The organism is Streptomyces sp. NPDC057654, assembly GCF_042800135.1.
Lineage (GTDB): Bacteria > Actinomycetota > Actinomycetes > Streptomycetales > Streptomycetaceae > Streptomyces.
In genome coordinates this window covers 1-5530 of sequence record NZ_JBHVHQ010000590.1, presented here as the reverse complement: position 1 = coordinate 5530, position 5530 = coordinate 1, and the positions used below count along the sequence as shown (strand labels likewise).

The window sequence follows — 5530 nt, the reverse complement described above, 5'->3', positions numbered from 1 at the left end:
GCTTACCCTTGCGGTACCGGTCCGCGTGTTTGTCCAGTACGAGCGGGTCGACGACCGGCCAGGGGCCGGGGCCCAGCCGCTCCGAGAGCGGTGCGACGCCGTGGCGGCGGCACTCGCGGTCGAGCAGCGACAGGTCGTACCGCGCGTTCATGACCACGAGCGGCGCGCCCGCGCGCAGCACTTCGGCGACGGCGTCGGCGATCTCCGCTATGGCGGGAGCGGCCGGGGAGCCCTGGGCGCGGGCCCGTTCCGTGGAGATGCCGTGGATGGCGGCGGCCTCCTCGGGGATCGCGATGCCCGGGTCGAGCAGCCAGGTGCGCTCTCCCGCGGTGCCGCCGTCCGGCTCCAGCCGGACGAGCGCGGCGGTGACGACGCGGTCGTGCTCGATGTCCGTGCCCGTCGTCTCCAGGTCGAATCCGGTCAATGTCCCCCGGTACCAGCTCATCGCGGCCCCTCCTCTGTGGTGCTTCCCCCGACTGGTCCCCAGCCTCGCATGCCCCACTGACAATGACCCCAGTCCCCCGGGCGCCCGGGTCTCCCGTGCGACAGTCCCCCGGGGCTCTCTTACGACACCGGCCGCGAGTCCGCCCACACTCCGTCGAACTCCTCCCGGTATGTAGCGAAGAGTCCGTTGTCGGCGTCCTGGTCCTCCCGCACCACGTCCCTCTCGCGCCCCCCGCCGCGCAGCACCAGCACCGGCGCCTCCATGCCGCGCGCCTTGCGGAGGTAGGACTGGACGACGGCGAGACCGTCCGCGCCGTCGCCGTTGACGAGGTAGGCGGTGAAGCGCGGCGTCTCGTCGAAGACGCGGATCTCGAAGGCGGCGGTGTCCCGGAGCCGGTCGCGTACGCGCCGCATGTGCATGATGTTCATCTCGACGGAGCGGCTCATCTCGCCCTTTTTGATGCCGAGTTCGCGTTCGCGGCGGCGGACGGCGCTGCTGGCGGGGTTGAGGAAGAGCAGTCGGGAGCGGCAGCCGGCCTCGGCGAGCCGTACGAGCCGCCTCCCCGAGTAGTTCTGGACGAGGAGGTTCAGGCCTATGCCGACCGCGTCGAGGCGGCGGGCGTTGCCGAAGAGGTCTTCCACGGGCAGCTGGCGCTGGAGGCGCACCCGGTCGGCGTGCACGCCGATGACGTCCGCGTACCGGTCGCCGACCAGGTCCTCCACGGCGTCGACGGGCAGCCGTCCGGCGGCCGGGCCGTGGGCGCCGGTGCCGAGGATCTCCAGCAGCCGGGCGGAGGCCCGTTCGGCCTGGGCGAGGACGGTCACGGACAGCGCGCGGTTGCGGGAGACGACGTTGCGGGAGACCTCCAGCTCGTCGAGGGCGAGCTCCAGCTCGCGCCGGTCGTCCATGTAGGGCTCGAAGCAGGGCCAGTGCTGGACGAGCAGTTCGCGCAGCTGGGGCAGGGTGAGGAAGGAGAGCACGTTGTCGTCGGCCGGGTCGAGGAGATAGCCCTTGCGGCGGCTCACCTCCCGTACGGCGGCGGCCCGCTGCACCCATTCCTGTCCGGCGGGCCCGGCGGCGGCGACGACCCACTCCTCCTCGCCGTGCACCGGTTCGTAGACCGGCCGGAGCACCGCGGCGACGACGGCGCGCAGCCGTTGTTCGACGAGGTTGAGCCAGATGTAGGCCCGTCCGGCGCGCCGCGCCCGCGTACGCACCTCGCTCCACGCGTCGGCGCCCCAGTCCAGCTCCGCGCCGATCTCCATCGGCTGCGCCAGGGACACCGCGCCGGGTGGAGCGTCGGTCGAGCCGTCCCCCTCGGAAGTCTCACTTCCCGGGGGCAGCTCCAACCCGCCCGAGCTCACCTGTGCACCGCCTTCCGCCCCCGTCCAACGATCAAGGCAGACTACTGCGCGGTGGGAGTGCGGTGCAGCCCGACGGGGGCAGTCCTCCACCAACTCTCCTACTCGCGGTGCACGTTGCGGCCAGGACCGGCGGAGGGAGTGAGCGGATTCATAGCGGTCGCCCGCCGGGAAGGCGCCGGGAGGCCGCCGGGGCGGCGGCGATGGTCCGGCCGGGGCGGCACCGCGGCCCGGCCGAGGCGGCGCCGCACCCCGGTCGAGGCAGCGGCCGGGACGGCTGCCCGGGTCCGGCCGGGGCGGGGGCCTCATGTCCGGGCCCCACCCATTTGTCCGAGGGTCACCCGGTTGGACTGACCGAAGTGAGAGGTGGCCGCTCTGCTTTTGGGGAAGATCTGCCGAAAGGACCGCACGGAGGCGTCAGTTGGACGAGGATTCCCATCCGACCTGGAGCAGGGGTCACCACGGCGCCCGATGGAGAAGTGGAAGAGTCGACTCATGCAGGTCTGGCCGGGACAGGCGTACCCCCTCGGTGCCACGTACGACGGCGCCGGCACCAACTTCGCGGTCTTCTCGGAGACCGCCGAGCGGATCGAACTGTGTCTGCTGCACGACGACGGCTCGGAGACGGCGGTGGAGCTGCGCGAGACGGACGCGTTCGTCCGCCACGCCTATCTGCCCGGCGTCATGCCCGGTCAGCGCTACGGCTTCCGGGTACACGGCCCGTACGAGCCGGAGCACGGGCACCGCTGCAACTCCGCGAAGCTGCTGCTCGACCCGTACGCGCGGGCGGTCGGCGGGCAGGTCGACTGGGGCGAGGCGGTCTACGGCTACCACTTCGAGCGCCCCGAGAAGCGCAACGACATGGACTCGGCGCCGCACATGATGTCCTCGGTGGTGGTCAACCCGTACTTCGACTGGGGCGACGACCGGCCGCCGCGCACCGACTACCACCGCACGGTGATCTACGAGGCCCACGTCAAAGGGCTGACGATGCTCCACCCGGAGCTGCCGCGGGAGCTGCGCGGCACGTACGCGGCACTGGCCCACCCGGCGGTCATCGACCATCTGACGAAGCTGGGGGTGACGGCGCTGGAGCTGATGCCGGTGCACCAGTTCGTACAGGACCACCGGCTGGTGGACTCCTCGCTGGCCAACTACTGGGGCTACAACACCATCGGCTTCTTCGCCCCGCACAACGCGTACGCCTCCTGGGGCGATCGCGGGCAGCAGGTGCTGGAGTTCAAGTCCGCCGTGCGGGCGCTGCACGCGGCGGGCATCGAGGTGATCCTGGACGTGGTCTACAACCACACCGCCGAGGGCAACCACCTCGGGCCGACGCTCTCCTTCCGGGGGCTGGACAACGTCTCGTACTACCGGCTGACCGACGATCCGCGGTACTACATGGACACCACGGGCACCGGGAACTCGCTGCTGATGCGCAGCCCCCATGTGCTTCAGCTGATCATGGACTCGCTGCGCTACTGGGTGACCGAGATGCGGGTGGACGGCTTCCGCTTCGATCTGGCGGCGACGCTGGCGCGCCAGTTCCACGAGGTGGACCGGCTCTCCTCGTTCTTCGACCTGGTGCAGCAGGATCCGGTGGTGAGTCAGGTGAAGCTGATCGCCGAGCCCTGGGATGTGGGCGAGGGCGGCTATCAGGTGGGCAATTTTCCGCCGTTGTGGACCGAGTGGAACGGAAAGTTCCGGGACACCGTGCGGGACATGTGGCGCGGCGAGCCCCGGACGCTGGCCGAGTTCGGGTCCCGGCTGACCGGCTCCTCCGACCTCTACCAGGGCGACGGCCGCCGCCCGCTGGCCTCGGTCAACTTCGTGACCTGCCACGACGGTTTCACCCTGCACGACCTGGTCTCGTACAACGAGAAGCACAACGAGGCGAACGGCGAGGACAACCAGGACGGCGAGAGCCACAACCGCTCGTGGAACTGCGGCGCGGAGGGCGACACCGACGACCCCGAGATCCTCGCGCTGCGCGAGCGCCAGATGCGCAACTTCATCGCCACGCTGATGCTCTCCCAGGGCGTGCCGATGCTCGGTCACGGCGACGAGTTCGGCCGTACCCAGGGCGGCAACAACAACGCGTACTGCCAGGACAACGAGATCTCCTGGGTGCGCTGGCCCGCCCCCCGGGAGGAGAACGGGGACGGCGAGGAGGGCGACCCGGCCCGACGGCTGCTGGACTTCACCCGCGCCATGGTGGGGCTCCGCCGCGACCACGCGGTCTTCCGCCGCCGCCGCTTCTTCCACGGGCGGCCGGTACAGGGCACGCATGACGAACTGTCCGACATCTCCTGGTTCACACCCGAGGGCGAGGACATGGACCAGCGCGACTGGCAGGCCGATCAGGCCAAGTCCCTGACGGTGTTCCTGAACGGGAGCGCCATCTCGGAGCCGGGCCCACGCGGCGAGTCGATCACCGATGATTCGTTCCTGCTGATGTTCAACGCGCACGACGAGTCCATCGAATTCACGGTTCCGGTCGACCATGGGAGGCAGTGGCAGCTGATCGTGGACACGGCCCGGCCGGACGGCGTCGAGCGCGACGGGCCCAAGGTCCAGGGCGGCGACCGGCTCACCCTCGCGGACCGCAGCCTGGCCGTCCTCCAGCGGCCGGGCTGAGTCCGGCGGCCGGGCCGAGTCCGGCGGCCGGGAGATCTCGCGGTCCTGACAGACAGGCCCTGCGGCCCGATAGTGCGTGTACCGTCCATGCGGTTTGGCGGGGTACACCCTCGCGGGTACGTACGTTCCCATGAGGCCCGACCCCGCCGCACCGCCCACCGCCACCTACCGGCTCCAGCTCCAGCCGGAGTTCCCGTTCGCCGCCGCCGAACGGGCCGTCCCCTACCTCGCCTCCCTGGGCGTCTCCCATCTGCACCTCTCCCCCGTCCTGGAGGCCGTGCCGGGCTCCGCGCACGGCTACGACGTGGTGGACCACAGCGCCGTACGGGCGGAGCTGGGCGGCGAGGAGGGGCTGCGCGCGCTGGCCCGTACGGCGCACGCGCACGGCCTCGGCCTGGTCCTCGACATCGTGCCGAACCACATGGCCGTCCCCGCCCCCGAGCGGCTCAACCGCCCGCTGTGGGAAGTGCTGCGGGACGGCCCGGCCTCGCCGTACGCGCGCTGGTTCGACATCGACTGGGCCGAGCACGGCGGCAAGGTGCTGCTGCCCGTGCTCGGCGGGCGGCTCGGCGAGGAGCTGCGCCACCTGACCGTGTCGGGTTCGGTGCTGCGCTACCACGACCATGAGTTCCCGCTCCGCCCCGGCACCGAGCGGCTGCCGCTGCCCGGCGTCCTGGACCACCAGTGGTACCGGCTCGGCTGGTGGCGCCTCGCCCGTACGGACCTCAACTACCGGCGCTTCTTCACCGTCTCCGACCTCATCGCGGTGCGCGTCGAGGACCCCGAGGTCTTCGACGCCACGCACGCCAAGGTGGCCCAGCTGCTGCGGGACGGCGTGCTCGACGGGCTGCGCGTGGACCACCCGGACGGCCTCGCCGACCCGGCCGGGTATCTGCGGCGGCTGCGCGAGGCGGCCGGGGGCCGGTGGACCGTCGTCGAGAAGATCCTCGGCCGCGGCGAGCGGCTGCCCGCCGACTGGCCCGTCGCCGGGACCACGGGCTACGACGCGCTCGCGCACATCGACGGCCTCTTCGTCGACCCCGACGGCGTCCGGGAACTGACCGGCGCCTACCGCGCCTTCGCCGCC

Annotated in this window: 4 protein-coding genes; 2 read left to right on the top strand and 2 right to left on the bottom strand. The window is 71.5% G+C overall.

What is annotated here, in order from left to right; all coding sequences use genetic code 11:
• Together ACFU99_RS31405 and ACFU99_RS31400 are read right to left on the bottom strand one after the other, a co-directional pair.
• A partial coding sequence (locus ACFU99_RS31405; RefSeq protein ID WP_384398473.1) for an exonuclease domain-containing protein occupies positions 1 to 445 on the bottom strand: 445 nt, incomplete at its 3' end.
• A gap of 119 nt (positions 446 to 564) precedes the next feature.
• Complete coding sequence (locus ACFU99_RS31400; protein WP_384398471.1) at positions 565 to 1809, bottom strand: SAV2148 family HEPN domain-containing protein; 1245 nt, start codon at positions 1807 to 1809, stop codon at positions 565 to 567.
• A 492-nt stretch (positions 1810 to 2301) separates the two neighbouring features.
• Between ACFU99_RS31400 and glgX the strand changes: the two genes are divergently transcribed.
• The gene (gene glgX, locus ACFU99_RS31395) at positions 2302 to 4443 is read left to right on the top strand and encodes a glycogen debranching protein GlgX (protein WP_384398469.1); all 2142 of its coding nucleotides are present in this window, start codon (positions 2302 to 2304) and stop codon (positions 4441 to 4443) included.
• Between the two features lie 130 nt (positions 4444 to 4573).
• Positions 4574 to 5530: alpha-amylase family glycosyl hydrolase (locus ACFU99_RS31390; RefSeq protein ID WP_384398467.1), on the top strand; the 957-nt coding region annotated here is incomplete at its 3' end.

What these genes read in the sequence shown, in the direction of transcription:
- glgX (WP_384398469.1), top strand. Translation starts at nt 2,302, where the DNA reads ATGCAGGTCTGGCCGGGACAGGCGTACCCCCTCGGTGCCACGTACGAC.